The 15,517-nt window shown below is 43.2% G+C and carries 17 protein-coding genes; 13 read left to right on the top strand and 4 right to left on the bottom strand.

What is annotated here, in order from left to right; genetic code table 11:
* Window positions 1-19: 19 nt before the first annotated feature.
* Window positions 20-1,408 carry an MBL fold metallo-hydrolase RNA specificity domain-containing protein gene (locus ABJF57_RS18820; RefSeq protein ID WP_462232891.1) on the bottom strand — a complete coding sequence of 463 codons (1,389 nt, stop codon included), beginning with the start codon at window positions 1,406-1,408 and terminating at the stop codon, window positions 20-22.
* Window positions 1,409-1,543: 135 nt separating this feature from the next.
* Between ABJF57_RS18820 and ABJF57_RS18825 the strand changes: the two genes are divergently transcribed.
* Window positions 1,544-1,999, top strand: coding sequence for an OsmC family protein (locus tag ABJF57_RS18825; RefSeq protein ID WP_462232892.1), 456 nt, complete (start codon window positions 1,544-1,546; stop codon window positions 1,997-1,999).
* A gap of 38 nt (window positions 2,000-2,037) precedes the next feature.
* On the opposite strand, the gene ABJF57_RS18830 is transcribed toward ABJF57_RS18825, so the two are convergent.
* From ABJF57_RS18830 to ABJF57_RS18840, 3 genes are all read right to left on the bottom strand, one after another.
* Window positions 2,038-2,421, bottom strand: a complete 384-nt coding sequence (locus ABJF57_RS18830; RefSeq protein WP_462232893.1) for a hypothetical protein — start codon at window positions 2,419-2,421, stop codon at window positions 2,038-2,040.
* Window positions 2,422-2,503: 82 nt separating this feature from the next.
* Window positions 2,504-3,238 carry an iron-sulfur cluster repair di-iron protein gene (gene ric, locus ABJF57_RS18835; RefSeq protein ID WP_462232894.1) on the bottom strand — a complete coding sequence of 245 codons (735 nt, stop codon included), beginning with the start codon at window positions 3,236-3,238 and terminating at the stop codon, window positions 2,504-2,506.
* A 9-nt stretch (window positions 3,239-3,247) separates the two neighbouring features.
* On the bottom strand, window positions 3,248-3,694 hold the full coding sequence (locus ABJF57_RS18840) for a hypothetical protein (protein ID WP_462232895.1): 447 nt from the start codon (window positions 3,692-3,694) through the stop codon (window positions 3,248-3,250).
* A gap of 209 nt (window positions 3,695-3,903) precedes the next feature.
* Here ABJF57_RS18840 and ccoS point away from each other — a divergent pair, with 209 nt between their 5' ends.
* From ccoS to nosZ, 12 genes are all read left to right on the top strand, one after another.
* Window positions 3,904-4,080 carry a cbb3-type cytochrome oxidase assembly protein CcoS gene (gene ccoS, locus ABJF57_RS18845; protein WP_462232896.1) on the top strand — a complete coding sequence of 59 codons (177 nt, stop codon included), beginning with the start codon at window positions 3,904-3,906 and terminating at the stop codon, window positions 4,078-4,080.
* Window positions 4,056-6,224 carry a cytochrome-c oxidase, cbb3-type subunit I gene (ccoN, locus tag ABJF57_RS18850; protein ID WP_462232897.1) on the top strand — a complete coding sequence of 723 codons (2,169 nt, stop codon included), beginning with the start codon at window positions 4,056-4,058 and terminating at the stop codon, window positions 6,222-6,224. The genes ccoS and ccoN overlap by 25 nt, the downstream gene beginning before the upstream one ends.
* Window positions 6,225-6,234: 10 nt before the next feature.
* Window positions 6,235-6,435, top strand: coding sequence for a CcoQ/FixQ family Cbb3-type cytochrome c oxidase assembly chaperone (locus ABJF57_RS18855; protein WP_462232898.1), 201 nt, complete (start codon window positions 6,235-6,237; stop codon window positions 6,433-6,435).
* Window positions 6,413-7,486 carry a cbb3-type cytochrome c oxidase N-terminal domain-containing protein gene (locus ABJF57_RS18860; protein WP_462232899.1) on the top strand — a complete coding sequence of 358 codons (1,074 nt, stop codon included), beginning with the start codon at window positions 6,413-6,415 and terminating at the stop codon, window positions 7,484-7,486. Before ABJF57_RS18855 ends, ABJF57_RS18860 begins: the two co-directional genes overlap by 23 nt.
* Window positions 7,487-7,579: 93 nt before the next feature.
* On the top strand, window positions 7,580-9,007 hold the full coding sequence (ccoG, locus tag ABJF57_RS18865) for a cytochrome c oxidase accessory protein CcoG (protein WP_462232900.1): 1,428 nt from the start codon (window positions 7,580-7,582) through the stop codon (window positions 9,005-9,007).
* 180 nt (window positions 9,008-9,187) lie between these two features.
* On the top strand, window positions 9,188-9,610 hold the full coding sequence (locus ABJF57_RS18870) for a FixH family protein (RefSeq protein WP_462232901.1): 423 nt from the start codon (window positions 9,188-9,190) through the stop codon (window positions 9,608-9,610).
* Window positions 9,607-10,287, top strand: coding sequence for a sulfite exporter TauE/SafE family protein (locus ABJF57_RS18875; protein WP_462232902.1), 681 nt, complete (start codon window positions 9,607-9,609; stop codon window positions 10,285-10,287). Before ABJF57_RS18870 ends, ABJF57_RS18875 begins: the two co-directional genes overlap by 4 nt.
* Window positions 10,288-10,431: 144 nt before the next feature.
* Window positions 10,432-11,775: an oxygen-independent coproporphyrinogen III oxidase gene (gene hemN / locus ABJF57_RS18880; protein WP_462232903.1), complete on the top strand. Its 1,344-nt coding sequence runs from the start codon at window positions 10,432-10,434 to the stop codon at window positions 11,773-11,775.
* Window positions 11,776-11,877: 102 nt separating this feature from the next.
* Window positions 11,878-12,297, top strand: coding sequence for an RrF2 family transcriptional regulator (locus ABJF57_RS18885; RefSeq protein ID WP_462232904.1), 420 nt, complete (start codon window positions 11,878-11,880; stop codon window positions 12,295-12,297).
* A 135-nt stretch (window positions 12,298-12,432) separates the two neighbouring features.
* The gene (locus ABJF57_RS18890; RefSeq protein WP_462232905.1) at window positions 12,433-12,903 is read left to right on the top strand and encodes a c-type cytochrome; all 471 of its coding nucleotides are present in this window, start codon (window positions 12,433-12,435) and stop codon (window positions 12,901-12,903) included.
* A gap of 19 nt (window positions 12,904-12,922) precedes the next feature.
* Window positions 12,923-13,486 carry a fasciclin domain-containing protein gene (locus tag ABJF57_RS18895; protein WP_462232906.1) on the top strand — a complete coding sequence of 188 codons (564 nt, stop codon included), beginning with the start codon at window positions 12,923-12,925 and terminating at the stop codon, window positions 13,484-13,486.
* 19 nt (window positions 13,487-13,505) lie between these two features.
* Window positions 13,506-15,467, top strand: a complete 1,962-nt coding sequence (nosZ, locus tag ABJF57_RS18900; RefSeq protein ID WP_462232907.1) for a Sec-dependent nitrous-oxide reductase — start codon at window positions 13,506-13,508, stop codon at window positions 15,465-15,467.
* The last annotated feature ends 50 nt before the right edge of the window (window positions 15,468-15,517 follow it).

Consider the following 15,517-nt stretch of genomic DNA (forward strand, 5'->3'; position numbering starts at 1 on the left):
ATTATACATCCTGGCAACTTTAGATATGATCAAATAGCGTAAAACCTTCCAGGTAGTCTGGTATGGTGACATTCCATCCACGACCGGCGAGTCTTTCTTTTAAGACTGCCGCCTGCTCTTTTTCTCCATGAATCAGGAAAGTCATTTTGGGAGGCTCATGTATGTGGCTACTCCATTGAATCAATTCGTCTTGATTTGCGTGGGCAGAAAGGCCATCCAAAACATGCACTGCGGCGTTTACGCTCACATCTTCCCCAAAGATCTTCACGGATGCTTTTTTGTCAGCAATGTCTTTCCCCCTTGTACCTTCCGGTAAAAAACCAGTAAACAGGATGGTGTCTTGCTTATTGGGCAATCGATGGTAGAGGTGATGTAGAATGCGACCGCCTGTGGCCATACCACTTGCAGAGATGATGATGGCTTTGTCCTTAATCGTGTTTAGCATCTTGGATTTACTTTGCTCAGTCACGTAATGCACAAAGGGCGCGTCAAAAATGTGGTGTCCAAACTCACTGTCGCTATTTAGTCGATGATAACCAGTAAACTGCTTGTATAACCTAGTGACACTGATGGCCATGGGGCTGTCTACATAAATGGGCCTTGATCTTATATTCTGGAATATCTTCCATAGATAATACAAGACTAACTGCGTGCGACCAAGAGAGAATGCGGGTATCAATAAACACCCACCGCGCTCATCGCTTTCAATGATTACCTTCCTCAATTCATTTTCCAGGTTCTGATTGCTGTGATTTCTACCGCCGTAAGTAGACTCCATAAATAGAATATCAGCATTTGGTGGATTGGAAGGAGGAAGGTGCAATGGGCTGTGCATGGGGCCAAGATCTCCTGAAAACACGAGTGATTTGACACCCTGGCTTGTATAAATCTTGACTTCAACGCTGGCTGCCCCTAGAATATGACCCGCATGAAAGAAACGAATTTCAACCGTATCCTGAACGCGAAATGTGTGATCAAACGGGTGGGACTCAAATGCATGGAGTACTTCCAATGCATCCTTGACTTTATAGAGCGGTTTTGCAGGATGATGTCTTGAATAACCTTTCTTATTTGCAAATTCTGCTTCTTCTTCTTGCAACTTAGCACTATCAGTCAGCAGTATTTCTGCCAGCTCATGAGTAGGCTCAGAACAATGAACTTTTCCACCAAAGCCATTTTTGTAAAGCAAAGGGAGGTAGCCTGAATGATCGATGTGCGCATGTGTCAGAATTACAGCACCTATGGAAGAGGGTTGAATAGGTAAGTCATCCCAATTTCTAATTCGCAATTCTTTCAACCCCTGAAAGAGGCCGCAATCAATGAGCAAATTGTAATCGTTTATGGTCACCAGAAATTTGGAACCTGTAACCGAACCAGCTCCGCCAAGAAATTTTACTCGAATATTCACCTGTTGAAGTTAGTAATTTATGATTGGAGTATAGCCCTGAAAAACCTGATCATAATCCGTTTGGCGGCTGACTAAAATCACCATTTAATTCGGTTATATAGTTGTTTTTTGTGCTTCATCTTAAAATCAATGAGCATGGAGCCACATATGTATACGGTAGATATTAATTGGAGCAAGGATCGTAAGGGTGTCATGTGCTCGCCAGAACTTAACCAAGACTCCAACACTTGTGTGGAGGTGGCAACTCCGCCGGAATTTCCAAAAGGGATACCAGGAATATGGTCGCCAGAACATCTGTTTACTGCATCTGTTAGCAGTTGCCTGATGACCACTTTTTTGGCTATTGCGGACAATTCAAACCTGGCCTTTGAAAGTTTTAGCTGTAGCTCAAAAGGAAAATTGGAACAAGTGGAAGGAAAGTTCCTCATGACTCAGATCATCCTTGAGCCTGTAGTAACGATCATGGATGAAAAAGATCGTGAACGCGCTGTTCGTGTATTGCAAAAATCCGAACGTGCCTGTTTGATTTCCAACTCTATCAAATCCGAAATCGTCATGAACCCTGAGATTCATGTAAAGGCAATAGCCTAAATCTCTGCGGATATTAAATCCAGAGAGATTTTGCTGGATTAAGCAAAGAACCCGAAGTATCCAAAGATGAGGCCAAGCATAATTACGATCGGTAAAAAGTAGTTCTGAATTCCTCGCGGTGTAAACCACTCCTCAAACAGTCTGATTGCTCGTGGAAAAGCGAGAAGAGTTATTCCTTTTAGTAGGATGGTCCAACTGATAATGGTAATGAGCAATCGCCAATCATTGACCCATAAATTGTGAATGTGTACCAAAACGGCACCCATGCAAGTGGCTACCCATCCACCTAAGAAGAGATATGTTGAATCATTTACGATTTTCCTGAAAGCCTGATTATAGTATGCAGTGCTAAATGCAAAGCCCATCCCAACGGATAAGTAAACGACACAGATCATTCGTGCAATAATTACTGAAATGTCCATAGTTATACTGATTTGGTTGTTACCTAATATCCCTACTTTCAAGTCAGTTTGGAATGATGCCCGTCAGCCTAGATAGTGATATTTATTGGTTCGATTCCATCAATTCTTTTTCGAGCTTTAATGCCTTGGGAAACAAGATGTTATTCTCCAAATGAATATGTCTGTGTAGATCATTCTCAAACTCTTGAAGCATTGCATAACTCACTTTGTAAGTGTTGCAAGCATGTTCAGGAGGCGTGTAATTATTGCTCAACTCAGCCATTTCTCTAAAGCGATCGCCTTCGGTCGAATGTTCATGACGCATCATAGCGATTGGATTTTCACTAGTTCCAAAATGTGGAGGACCTAATGGACTTCCCGTTTCCTTTGCTTTCATCATTTTTCTGATGAAGGGAAATAGGATCATTTCCTCTTTTTTCATGTGAACAGCCAACTCACCAGCTGATGCTTCAAAGAGCTCATGTATTTTTATTACTTCGGGATTTGTAGCACCGTGCACTGCTGCAACTTTGGCTAGATAGCTTGTCAGTTCAGGTAGCTTCTTCTCAACATATGTGTGATGCTTCTCAATAATATAGTCGGCTAGCTTAGCTGGATTCCAATCTTTCAAGTTATCTATTGGCGCACCGTTTCCATTACAGATTTCTTCAAGTTCTGCTAAGACTTCATTTACATCGATATTTTGCAGCTTACAAGCTTCTGCAATGGTGCGATTGCCATTGCAACAAAAATCAATGTTTCGTTCCTTGAAGATGGTGGCTGCTCGATAATCATCCGCTACTAGCTGGCTAATTACGTGTGTGGGTAGTATTTTCATAAAATTGAATTAATGTGTTTTGAAATTGAATTGTTTGATGCCATAAATAAACAGGAGGGTCACTTTGATGAATTCAAGGATGATGTAGGTGAGATGGAGGTATGAAGAAGGGGGAGGTGTATTTTGAATAAACAACTCCGCTCGGGCATCAAGTGCAGGTAAGAGCCATGCAGTTTGCAGAAGTAAGATGAATACTGTGATCCCCAGTACAGCAAATGCTTTGGTCTTGATCTGCTTATCCGCTATTGAACTAATGATCAACGATATTGCCAATACAATTTCGACCTTATTGAGTGCGCTAAAAACTAACCTGCCAATACCTAAGCCTAGCGGAATAGTGATGCCAGGGGCTTGAAATTTCAACCATGCCTCCATGAAGCTGATGGCGCACACGAAACCAATCCATAGAAAAGTGACGCTGATGCTCAATGGGCTTTTAACCACAACTTTCTTCATTCGCTTGCATTAATTACCGCAATAGTCCAAATATGTGCGCAGTTATTGGATGATGATCGCTTTCATGGATAATGATCTTTGTCATGTCAAAAAACTGGAAGTCCAAGATTGATAGCCTGTCGCTGCGAGCCACCTGACAAAAATCATCCCTCGCCCTAACACGCCTCATTAGTCAACCTTCGGCACTCCGCTAATCTTGTCATCGGATTATGAGTGTAATATTTATCCTTATCGCATGTAGCCTGCTATTGGCAGGTAGTTTCCTCGGAGCTTTCCTATGGGCATCTCGCTCAGGGCAATTTGAGGATGATTATACACCATCTATCCGAATATTATTCGATGATGATAAACCTAGTGACCCATGTCAGAAAACAACCAAAAAGTAGGTCTTGAGACCTTTCATTATGACAACACCACGGTTCGCAATTTCCTGATCGCTACAACGATTTTTGGAATTGTCGGCATGTCGGTGGGACTTCTTGTCGCATGCCAGTTTGTGTGGCCAGAAGCCAACTTCGGATTACAGTATACCACGTTTGGACGGGTGAGACCACTGCATACCAATGCAGTGATTTTTGCATTTGTGGGGAACGGAATTTTTGCGGGAGTATACTATTCCCTTCAGCGTCTATGCAAGACACGGATGTATAGCGACCTCCTGAGTAAGATTCACTTCTGGGGATGGCAGTTGATCATATTAGCAGCAGCGATCACACTCCCATTAGGAATGACCTCAGGCAAAGAGTACGCTGAATTAGAATGGCCCATTGACATAGCTATCGCGCTGATCTGGGTGGTGTTCGGTTTGAATATGTTCATGACCATCATAAAGCGACGTGAGCGTCACTTGTATGTAGCGATCTGGTTTTACATAGCCACATTCGTGACGGTAGCCATGCTACACATTGTGAACTCTTTTGCGCTCCCTATTGATTTCATGAAAAGCTATTCATGGTATGCAGGAGTACAGGATGCGCTAGTGCAATGGTGGTACGGTCACAATGCAGTGGCATTTTTTCTTACTACACCATACCTCGGGCTGATGTACTACTTCATTCCGAAAGCATCCGGTCGTCCGATCTACTCATACAGACTTTCCATTATTCATTTCTGGGCGCTGATCTTTATCTATATCTGGGCTGGTCCGCATCACTTATTATACAATTCCTTACCCGACTGGGCTCAGTCACTGGGTGTTGTATTTTCCGTCATGCTGATCGCGCCATCATGGGGTGGTATGCTCAATGGTCTCCTTACATTAAGAGGAGCCTGGGACAAAGTAAGAGAAGATGCAATCCTGAAATTCATGGTTGTGGCGATAACATGCTACGGTATGGCCACTTTCGAAGGACCTATGCTGTCGTTGAAAAACGTGAATGCAATTGGACACTTTACTGATTGGATAGTTGGACACGTGCACATTGGTGGACTAGGCTGGAATGGCTTCCTGACATTCGCAATGCTGTATTATCTCATCCCGAAGCTTTACGGAACCAAACTTCATTCACAGAAGCTGGCAAACGTTCACTTCTGGATTGGCACCATGGGTATCCTGTTCTATGCGATTCCCTTGTACTGGGCTGGCTTTACACAGAGCTTGATGTGGAAGCAATTCAACCCGGACGGAACGCTTGTTTACAGCAACTTCCTTGAGACAGTTACCCAGATTCTTCCAATGTATGCGCTGAGAGCATTCGGAGGGCTCCTGTATCTGTCCGGTGTATTTGTGATGGTGTACAACTTGATTAAAACGGCACGTGCGGGCACCTTCCAGCCGACAACTGAGGCGCAGGCTGCACCATTGATGAAAGATTACAAGCCCGAGAAAAGCGAACACTGGCACAGAAGAATATTCGAGTGGAAACCCATGCGAATGCTTGTGTGGAGTTTGATTTTGGTAGCCATTGGTGGGGTCATTGAGATTGTACCAACATTCCTGATCCAAAGCAATGTACCAACGATCTCCACGGTGAAACCATACACTGCTCTGGAATTAAACGGGCGTGATATCTACGTAAGAGAAGGATGCTACACCTGTCACTCGCAAATGATACGTCCATTCCGATCGGAAGTGATGAGGTATGATCCGGTAGACCTGGAATACTCCAAAGCCGGAGAGTTTGTGTACGATCATCCATTCCAGTGGGGATCCAAGCGAACAGGACCAGATTTGCATAGAATAGGTAAGAAGTACCCGGATAGCTGGCATTTCTATCATATGCTTGACCCTACGAGTATGTCACCAGGCTCTATTATGCCGCCATACCCTTGGCTCTTTGAGCAGGAGTGGGACAAGGCACGAACGCCAGCAAAGATTCGAGCGATGCAGACACTTGGAGTGCCATATCCAGAAGGATACGATGCACAAGCAGTTGTCGATGCAGAGAATCAGGCAGCATTGATCTCTAAAGGACTCGAGTTGGAAGGAATCAAGATGAGTAGTGACGCGGAGATCATAGCGTTGATCGCGTACCTGCAAAGACTTGGTACTGATATTAAAAATGTAGAAGGAGTAGCTGAAGGGAACTAAACATACAACTATGCTGAAATTTATTAAACATCACATGGAGACCATCGCGGGGATAGAGATTTACCCTGTGATCTCCTTTATCATCTTCTTCGTCTTCTTCATTGCACTTACGGTGTATGTCTTCAAAGCGGACAAGAAGTTATTCAATGATATTTCAAATATTCCGTTGGACTCAAACGATACTGATCATGAAATCGACAATAAAAATTAAGAGCAATATTTCATTTAAAAAGCGTGGAATTTTTAATGGAAGATTCCGTATGTCAACTGGAAAAATTGCAATCGCACACGAAGGGCTTAAGTATATTCTTATTACCCTGATTTTTGCCTTACCTGGACTTTCGTTTGGGCAAGAGGCTGCCGAGCAACAAGGCTTTTTTGAGCAATACAAAGTGGAAATTGTGCTGGGATTAACGGTTGTGATAAGCATTGTGGCAGTTTCTGCCATGTATGTCCTTTTGATTGCCCTAAAAATGGTGCTCAGACTTAAGAGAGCTGAGATGGGTATTGAAGAGGAAAAGTCAGAATTGATTCCTGCCATCGAAGGAGAAGAGGGTGTTGGTTTTTGGAGAAGATTATGGAATCGAATGAATGCCTCTGTGCCTGTGGCTAAGGAGCATGAGATTGCTACAGACCATGAATATGACGGTATCAGAGAGCTAGACAACAAGTTGCCGCCGTGGTGGTTATATGGCTTTTATGTATCAATTGTTTTTGCGGTGGTTTACCTAATCAATTACGAAGTGTTAGGAACCGGGCAAAACCAGGATGAGGAGTTTCAGTCAGAAATGATGCAAGCGGAAGAGGATGTAAAGACATATCTGGCATCTCTTGGAGATTTGATTGATGAAAGTAATGTCACCCTAGCTACAGAAACCGCTAATATTAATGCTGGAAAGGCACTTTATGATGCAAACTGTGCCGTATGCCATGCGACGGATGGAGGAGGAGGTGTCGGACCCAACTTCACAGATCAATATTGGCTGCATGGTGGTGATATGCCATCCATATTCAAGACGATCAAGTATGGTGTTCCTTCCAAAGGAATGATTGCCTGGGAATCCCAGCTGTCCCCAAAGAAAATGCAGCAAGTAGCTAGCTACATCTATACCATGGAAGGCAATACAGCTGCTAATCCAAAAGAGCCACAAGGTGAACTTTTTGAGCGCACCGAGGGTGAAGAAAATGGAGAAGAAGATGCTGAATCAAATCCGAATTTTGTGGATGACGAAGCGGAATTGGAAGACGGTGAGTGCTGCTAACCCGATTGTCGGGATTTATATTGAGATAGAAGAGTAAAATCTAATTCATTTTAACGCTAACCACCAAAATATTTGGATGGCTAACACGCAGCAATGGCAGATGTAAAAGACATATATCAAGAGCAGGAAACGGCCGAAGAGACTTTTAGAGATCACCTGTCTACGGTAGACAAAGAAGGCAAGCGAGTGTGGGTCTACCCTAAGAAACCGAAAGGTAGGTTTACCAACTACCGTTCACTTGTGAGCTATTTGCTGCTCCTGTTTTTGCTGGGAGCACCATTCATAAAGGTGGATGGTCAGCCATTCCTATTGTTCGATATTTTCGAGCGGAAGTTCATCATCTTTGGTCAGGTCTTCTGGCCACAGGATTTCTTCCTTTTCGTCATAGGAATGCTCACATCCCTGGTTTTCATCATTCTATTCACAGTGGTTTTTGGCCGTATTTTCTGTGGTTGGATTTGTCCGCAAACCATATTCATGGAAGGTGTTTTTCGTCAGATAGAGTATTGGATTGAAGGAGACTATATGGCTCAAAAAAAGTTGGACAAGCAGCCATGGAATAAAGAAAAGATCTCAAAGAAGACCACCAAGCATATACTCTTTGTGTTGGTAAGTCTGCTTATCATGCACACGTTTATGGCTTACCTTGTCGGGGTGAATGAGGTCTGGAATATCATTCAAGGCGGCCCTGCAGAAAATACAGGCGGGTTCATTGCTATGGTCGTATTTACTGGCCTGTTCTATGGGGTTTTTAGTCAGATGCGAGAGCAGGTTTGCACAACTATTTGTCCATATGGAAGACTTCAGGGCGTTTTGCTTGACAAGCAGAGTGTTGTGGTAGCCTACGATCATGTACGAGGAGAAGAGCGAGGTAAATTCCGCAAAGACGAAGATCGGGAGGCATTGGATAAGGGCGACTGTATCGACTGCAAGCAATGCGTCTTTGTATGCCCCACAGGTATTGACATTCGAAACGGGACACAGCTGGAATGTGTGAACTGTACTGCATGCATAGATGCATGTGATTCCATCATGGATCGAATCGGAAAACCCAGGGGTTTGGTGCGCTATGCTTCGGAAGAAAACATAGCTGAGAAAAAGTCTTTTCAATTTACATCAAGGATGAAGGCGTACTCAGGAGTTTTGATTGCTCTGATGGGAGTACTGGTTACTTTATTGCTCATTCGAACGGATTTTGAAACGACGATTTTGAGGACACCTGGTATTCTGTACCAGGAACGAGCCGACGGTATGATCACCAACCTGTATCAGGTGAAAATGGTGAACAAAACCAACAACGCAATGGATGTAAGGTTTGAACTCTTGACACCTAAAGGACAAATAGAAATGGTAGGCGGTGAGATTGATCTCACCGAGCAAGGAATAGGGGAAGGGGCTTTTTTTGTGATCATAGATCCTTCTCAAATTACTAAAATGAGCACCATGATTTCCATTGGCGTGTATTCAGGGAATGAATTGGTTCAGACGGTTGAGACTAAGTTTTTAGGACCAACGAATTAATGGAGAATGGATAATTGACAATATAGATTAAGTAATTCCTTCTTTTTAAGAAGCTTGAGGAATGGAGAGTTGAAGGAGGAATGTACTAGCTAGGCAATAAAATGAATATAAGAATGAGTGATAGAGTAAAGTTTAGAGGCAAGAACTACTACTTACTCCGGACTCCTAACTACTAAAAACATGAACTGGGGACATAAAATTGTAATAGCATTCATACTCTTTGCAGCATTCATTGGGTATATGGTGGTGAGAGCTTTTCAGGAAGATTTTGATCTTGTTGCAGAAGACTACTATGCGCAGGAAATCAACTACCAACAAAAGCTCAACAAGCTATCCAATGCAGCTGAGGCAGGGAAAAGTGTCCTTGTAAAACAAAAAGGAGGTGAAGTAACGCTGACTTTCCCGGATAAAGAGGTCACTGGAAGCATTCACTTCTATCATCCTTCTCGAAAGATTTTTGATCGAACGTTTGAAATTTCGCTGACAAATCAGGTGCAAAAAATTGAGCGTTCCGAGCTTGTTGCAGGCAATTACCGAGTGAATATCACATGGAAAACAGATGAGCAGGACTTTTATCAGCAATCAAGCATTTACATTCAATGATAGGAGCGCTCATCATCGGACTCTTTGGAAGTCTACACTGCGTAGGTATGTGCGGGCCGGTGATGATGGCGTTCATGGGGCCAAAGCAATCTAAATCAGGATTTACCCTTTATCATACAGGAAGGATTTTAACGTATGTTTTTATCGGCACCCTGTTAGGTCTTTTAGGAGCAACCGCTGCATTGTTTCAAGTTCAAAAGGTGATGGCTTTTGTATTGGGTTTTGGACTCATTCTGCTCTATGGTATCCCATCCATTCGGCATGCAATCGAGCGCTTTTACTATGAATCTAAATTCTACAAGCTGCTAAAGTCGTTCATGTCCCAAAACCTTTCCATGCGAAAGCGTTGGTTTTTAAGTGGTGTAGCCAATGGTTTCTTTCCATGTGGATTGACCTATGTAGCTGCAGCAGGAGCCGTTGCTTTAGCCAATCCATTCGAAGGAGCCTTATTTATGGTATTTTTTGGACTAGGTACTTTACCAGCACTGGTGACACTTTCATTTGCAGGAAATATCTTCTCTCAACGACTAAAATCGATGATTCCCAGATCGGTTACAATCATCGCGATTCTTTCCGGTTTCCTACTGATTTTGAGAGGGTTGCTGACAACATTTCCTCAATTCAATCAGATGGTACAAGCCAATGCGGCAGGTTTAATAACTGTTTGCGGGCTGTAGGCGCTCCCTTGTCAGCATGATAATAGTAAGCGTGCGCCTTCCTGGGAGCAGCTTAGAGTCTCATGACATAAGTCATACATCCTCCTTTCGTTCATCAAGACTGAACACCCGGACTCCAAATAGCTTTGAGCCAAATTTTGATCCATGCAAGACCTGAAGAAATACAATCAGCCCGTTCCCAGATATACAAGCTATCCAACAGTCCCATTTTGGCAGCCTGAGAGCTTTACCTTAGAGGCGTATCAAAAAACACTTCAGTCCGCTTTTTGGGAGAGTAGCAAAGAGGTTAGTATCTACATCCATCTTCCATTTTGCGAAAGCCTATGCACCTATTGTGCATGCAATACCAGGATAACCAAGAATCACCAAGTAGAAGAGCCATACCTGGATCATGTATTGAAAGAGTGGCAGCTATACATAGCAATGCTCCCGGAAAAGCCTTTGATTAGAGAGATACACCTCGGTGGGGGAACGCCCACCTTCTTTGCACCCGAGAATTTGAATAAGCTTCTAACAGGGATTATTAGCAAAGCAACACTTTCGAAAGACTTTCAAATGAGCTTTGAAGGTCATCCGGCTAATACGACGGCTAAGCACCTCGAAACCTTACATGACATAGGTTTCAATCGCGTAAGCTTTGGTATTCAGGACTTTGACCTAAACGTCCAAAAACTGATCAATCGAATGCAATCATTCGATCAGGTGAAGGCCGTCACAGACAAAGCAAGAGCAATAGGTTACACTTCGGTAAACTACGATGTGGTATACGGGCTGCCGGGTCAGACCATCAAGTCTGTTCAAAAGACACTTGAGCAAATCATCCAACTCAAACCCGAACGCATCGCATATTACAGTTACGCACACGTGCCAACTTTGCGACCAGCACAGAAATCATATGAAGCCTATTTGCCAAATGGTGACGAGAAGTGGGGTTTCATGCAACTCGGTAAAGACGCATTTATTAAAGCAGGATACCAAGAAGTGGGAATGGATCATTACGTATTGCCGGGCGATGAGCTTCTGGAAGCACGAGAGGAAGGAGATCTCCATCGAAACTTTATGGGATATACGCCTTTCACAAGTAAGCTTTTAGTAGGACTTGGGGTCAGCGCGATTAGCGATAGTTGGTCAGGATTTGCACAAAACGAAAAGAGCATTCCAGCCTATTACGAATGTTTAGATAAGGAGCTGCTACCCATCACAAAAGGACATATTCATACCAGAGCTGATTTGTTCTTTAGAAAGCACATTTTGAACCTCATGTGTGATTTTAAGACTTCCTGGCATGAATCTGAATTCATGGAATATGGCGTTTTGCTCAACTATGAGTTACTCGATCAATTGCAAGCTGAAGGATTCATCATTTATAATGAAGATGGGATGAGTGTGCGGGAAGAAGGGAGGGAGATCATTCGGGTGATTTGTTCTGCCTTAGATGCAAGAATGTGCAGTGAGAATAAAACCCATCCATTTAGCAAAGCAGTATAAAGCAGTTGATTTGTTGACTACTGATTTAAATCACGCATAATAAAGGATAATTTTATCCGAAATAAGTAAAAGTGTTAGTTTAGCATAAACTAATCGGAAGGAATGTTTTCACGAGCTTGCGAGTATGCCATAAAAATCATGATTTATATCTCTGCCAATGAGAAGGAGAGGAGACGGACTGGGTTGAAAGAAGTGACAGAGGCCATTGCTTCACCCGAAGCTTTTACAGCAAAGATTTTGCAGCAATTGGTAAAAAGTAAATTATTGAATTCATACAAAGGGCCTACAGGTGGTTTCGAGCTAGTTGTTGGAAAAGAAATACGATTGCTTGACGTGGTATTGGCCATAGATGGATCTCAAATTTTGGATGCGTGTGTGTTAGGATTGGAGCACTGCTCCAGTGCACAACCATGCCCGGTGCATGAGCAATTTTTGCTTGTAAAAGAGCAACTGAAAGAGACCTTACTCGCCACCGATATTAGGGACAATGCCTTGAGAAATAGTACAATCAACTTAAAATAGATTTTCTTTTAATCTAATAAAGGATAAAAAGGTCTTTTAATCTTAAAATAAAACAAAAATCATATAAAACCTTGAAAATCATCAGTGTAATTGATGCCAATAGGTAGAAAATTTGAACCTCTAAACACAACAACTATGAAAAAGCTAACCTCTTTAATGTTAATCATACCGATAGTAATCCTGACGGCTTGCGGCGGAGGTGATGGTAAAAGTAAAATTGATCAAATCAAGGAGCAGGCCAAGATGGAACCTGCTGATCCATACGAAAATTGGGAAAGCAACAATGGGGTGGGTCCGATCAAAGCATTTACACTACCTGCTGAAATTGATCAGGATTTAGCACTGAAAGGTCAGGAAGTCTACGATGCTAAGTGCACAGCATGTCACAAAGCAGAGAAAAGGTTTATTGGACCAGCTCCAAAAGGCATTCTTGAGAGAAGAACTCCAGCATGGGTAATGAACATGATATTGAACCCGGAAGAAATGGTACAGAAAGATGCCATGGCCAAACAGCTTTTGATAGACTACAATGGTTCACCCATGGCGAATCAGAACCTGACAGAGGATGAGGCCAGAGCAGTACTCGAATACTTCCGAACACTTTAAACAACCAAACATCAGGAATATGAAACACCTAAAAAATCTATTGATGCTCATCATGACAGTCATGATAGCATCGTGTACCGTGCCGCAAGGTGAAACAGCTGGCGAGGAAGATCAAGCAGCCAGTCACCCCAAAGGTCAAGCTTCTGTACAGGACGATGAGTCTGCTAAAAACATCTTACAGGTAGCCATTTCATCAGACGCGCACACCACGCTCGTTGCAGGCGTACAAGCTGCAGAAATAGAACATGTATTGGTCAATGCAGGACCACTCACGGTTTTTGCGCCAACCAATGATGCCTTCGATGCACTACCAGAAGGAGTACTCGATAATCTACTGAAGCCTGAGAATAAAGGAGACCTAGCAACCATAATTACCCGACACGCAGCTCCTGGATCTTATAATGTGGAAGCATTAAAAAAAGAGGCTAGAAAAGGAAGAAAACTGTACATGGCCACCGGTGATTATCTGGAGGTAGTGGTGGATGGTGATGAGATCACAGTAGGAGGAGCCAAGGTGATTGGCACAATACAGACCTCCAATGGCGTCATCAATGTAGTAGACAAAGTGATTTTACCTAACTAATAAATAACAATTATCAATCATGAAGATTAAGATGCATATTTTATTCAAAGCATTTGTGATTGCAGCTCTTTTCGTTATCACATCTTGTGGTCAGAGCGGTAATCAATCAGGTGCACTCAGCAGCAATATGGCTGAGCGTTCTTTTGTACCACCCGGTGAGCATGACGAGTTCTATGCGTTTATCTCTGGAGGATACAGTGGTCAGCTTTCTGTTTATGGACTTCCGTCCGGACGTTTATTCAGAGTGGTACCCGTATTTTCTGTAGACGCAGAAAAAGGCTATGGTTTCAACGAAGAAACTAAGCCCATGCTAAACACTTCTTTTGGTCCTGTGCCATGGGATGATGCCCACCACCCGGATCTATCTCAAACAAACGGTAAAGTTGATGGCCGATGGTGCTTCATCAATGGAAACAATACACCACGTATTGCGAGAATAAGCCTTTCTTCTTTTGAAACAGAAGAGATCATTGAGATTCCAAACAGTGCAGGTAATCACAGTTCATCTTTTGTGACTGAAAATACCGAGTATGTGGTAGCAGGCACCCGATTTTCAGTGCCAGTGCCGCAAAGAGACATTCCCATTGATGAATACAAAGGCAATTTCAAAGGAGCCTTGACTTTTTTAAGCGTGGATCAGGAAAGCGGTGAAATGGATCTAGCTTTTCAGGTAATGATGCCGGGCTTCAACTTTGACCTTGCTCACCCGGGAAGAAAGAAATCACATGGCTGGATGTTCTTTTCTACCTACAACACAGAGGAGGCGAATTCATTGCTGGAAGTGAACGCATCACAAAATGATAAGGATTACATAGCTGCCATCAACTGGAAAAAAGCGGAAGAGCTCATAGCCAGTGGTCAGTTTGAAACGATGGAAACTGAGTACGCTCACAACATTTATAGTGAGTCTACACACATGGCTACTACCACGATGAAGAAAGAAGTGAAGATTTTGGATCCTTCCAAGTATCCAGGATTGGTTTACTTCCTGCCGACACCTAAGTCACCTCACGGCTGTGATGTTGATCCTTCAGGTGAGTATATCATTGGTAGTGGTAAGTTGGCCGCTGCATTGACTGCTCACTCTTTCACTAAGATGTTGGATGCCATTGAGAATGAGAAATTCGATGGAGAGGCATACGGTATCCCTGTGCTAAATTATGATGACGTAGTAGCTGGTGTAGTTCAAGGTGCTGGCTTAGGCCCACTGCATACCGAGTTTGATGCGAAAGGCAATGCATACACCACTTTCTTCATCAGTTCTGAAGTAGTAAAATGGAAGCTGGGAACATGGGAAGTATTGGATCGTCAGCCAACGTATTACTCCGTAGGTCACTTGATGATTCCAGGAGGAAACTCTCAGGAACCTTTCGGAAAGTATCTGGTGGCAATGAACAAGATCACAAAAGATCGATACTTGCCAACTGGACCGGAGCTGGCACATTCTGCACAGCTGTACGATATCTCCGGTGATAAAATGGAGTTGATCCTCGACTTCCCTACCATAGGTGAGCCACATTACGCAGCAGGGGCGCCAGCTGATTTGATAAAACCGAATCAGACCAAGTTTTATAAGCTGGAAGAAAACATGCATCCATATGCGACAAAAACGGAAAAAGATGCAAGGGTAGAACGTGAGGGCAATGAAGTGCACATTTACATGACGACCATCAGAAGTCACTTTGCGCCTGACAACATTGAAGGAATCAAAGTGGGTGATAAGGTGTACTTCCACATCACCAATCTGGAGCAAGATTATGATGTCCCTCATGGTGTAGGTATGATAGGAGCCAATACCTCAGAGTTATTGATTATGCCTGGCCAGACGGAGACGTTTATCTGGGAACCAAGAAAAGAAGGCGTTTGGCCTTTCTACTGTACTGACTTCTGCTCTGCGCTTCACCAGGAAATGCAGGGATATGTCAGGGTTTCTGCAAAAGGTGCAGACGTTCCATTGAAATGGAGCTTGGACGGAGAGTAGTAAGTTAGGTTTTGATGTGGCTGTCTTGCAAGCGCGAGGCAGCCCACCAT

The sequence above is a fragment of the Ekhidna sp. genome (genome assembly GCF_039940915.1).
In the GTDB taxonomy this organism is placed as follows: Bacteria; Bacteroidota; Bacteroidia; order Cytophagales; family Cyclobacteriaceae; genus Ekhidna.

Bases quoted from the DNA above. Each gene is read 5' to 3' on its own strand.
- ABJF57_RS18840 (WP_462232895.1), bottom strand. From the start codon at position 3,694: ATGAAGAAAGTTGTGGTTAAAAGCCCATTGAGCATCAGCGTCACTTTT.
- ABJF57_RS18855 (WP_462232898.1), top strand. From the start codon at position 6,235: ATGCTGAAATTTATTAAACATCACATGGAGACCATCGCGGGGATAGAG.
- ABJF57_RS18875 (WP_462232902.1), top strand. From the start codon at position 9,607: ATGATAGGAGCGCTCATCATCGGACTCTTTGGAAGTCTACACTGCGTA.
- nosZ (WP_462232907.1), top strand. From the start codon at position 13,506: ATGAAGATTAAGATGCATATTTTATTCAAAGCATTTGTGATTGCAGCT.
- ABJF57_RS18890 (WP_462232905.1), top strand. From the start codon at position 12,433: ATGAAAAAGCTAACCTCTTTAATGTTAATCATACCGATAGTAATCCTG.
- ABJF57_RS18870 (WP_462232901.1), top strand. From the start codon at position 9,188: ATGAACTGGGGACATAAAATTGTAATAGCATTCATACTCTTTGCAGCA.
- ccoN (WP_462232897.1), top strand. From the start codon at position 4,056: ATGTCAGAAAACAACCAAAAAGTAGGTCTTGAGACCTTTCATTATGAC.
- ABJF57_RS18830 (WP_462232893.1), bottom strand. From the start codon at position 2,421: ATGGACATTTCAGTAATTATTGCACGAATGATCTGTGTCGTTTACTTA.
- ccoG (WP_462232900.1), top strand. From the start codon at position 7,580: ATGGCAGATGTAAAAGACATATATCAAGAGCAGGAAACGGCCGAAGAG.
- ABJF57_RS18885 (WP_462232904.1), top strand. From the start codon at position 11,878: ATGTTTTCACGAGCTTGCGAGTATGCCATAAAAATCATGATTTATATC.
- hemN (WP_462232903.1), top strand. From the start codon at position 10,432: ATGCAAGACCTGAAGAAATACAATCAGCCCGTTCCCAGATATACAAGC.
- ric (WP_462232894.1), bottom strand. From the start codon at position 3,238: ATGAAAATACTACCCACACACGTAATTAGCCAGCTAGTAGCGGATGAT.
- ccoS (WP_462232896.1), top strand. From the start codon at position 3,904: ATGAGTGTAATATTTATCCTTATCGCATGTAGCCTGCTATTGGCAGGT.
- ABJF57_RS18895 (WP_462232906.1), top strand. From the start codon at position 12,923: ATGAAACACCTAAAAAATCTATTGATGCTCATCATGACAGTCATGATA.
- ABJF57_RS18860 (WP_462232899.1), top strand. From the start codon at position 6,413: ATGAAATCGACAATAAAAATTAAGAGCAATATTTCATTTAAAAAGCGT.
- ABJF57_RS18825 (WP_462232892.1), top strand. From the start codon at position 1,544: ATGGAGCCACATATGTATACGGTAGATATTAATTGGAGCAAGGATCGT.